Genomic DNA, 259 nt, shown 5'->3' with positions numbered 1-259 from the left:
AGATCAAGCCCGAAACGGTTCCCGGTAAACAGCGGTAGGAGCGCTTTCATTCCGCGCTGCTTCAATTCTCCGGGTAGATATATCCGGCTGATCGTCTTGGTATAGAATAATCCCCGGCGTCTGATCCCCTGTTCGGCCGATTCCGAATCGATAAATTTGAGCATGTCCTTGGTGCCCAGATTCACGTCCTGATGGAAATTCTCGAAAATCCCGACTTCCCGCTCGACCGGAAGAAATAGCAGGCGCGAAAGCGAATCCG

The 259-nt window shown here is 52.5% G+C and carries 1 protein-coding gene; it reads right to left on the bottom strand.

Annotated features, from left to right (window positions below; genetic code table 11):
• Nucleotides 1-259, bottom strand: a 259-nt coding sequence (locus tag SQ11_RS17745) for a hypothetical protein (protein WP_041515247.1), incomplete at both ends; no start/stop codon positions are given.

This window comes from Nitrosospira sp. NpAV, from assembly GCF_000832065.1.
In the GTDB taxonomy this organism is placed as follows: Bacteria; Pseudomonadota; Gammaproteobacteria; order Burkholderiales; family Nitrosomonadaceae; genus Nitrosospira.
The sequence above is the reverse complement of the archived record's forward strand: the minus strand, read 5'-3'. Positions and strand labels throughout refer to the sequence as shown.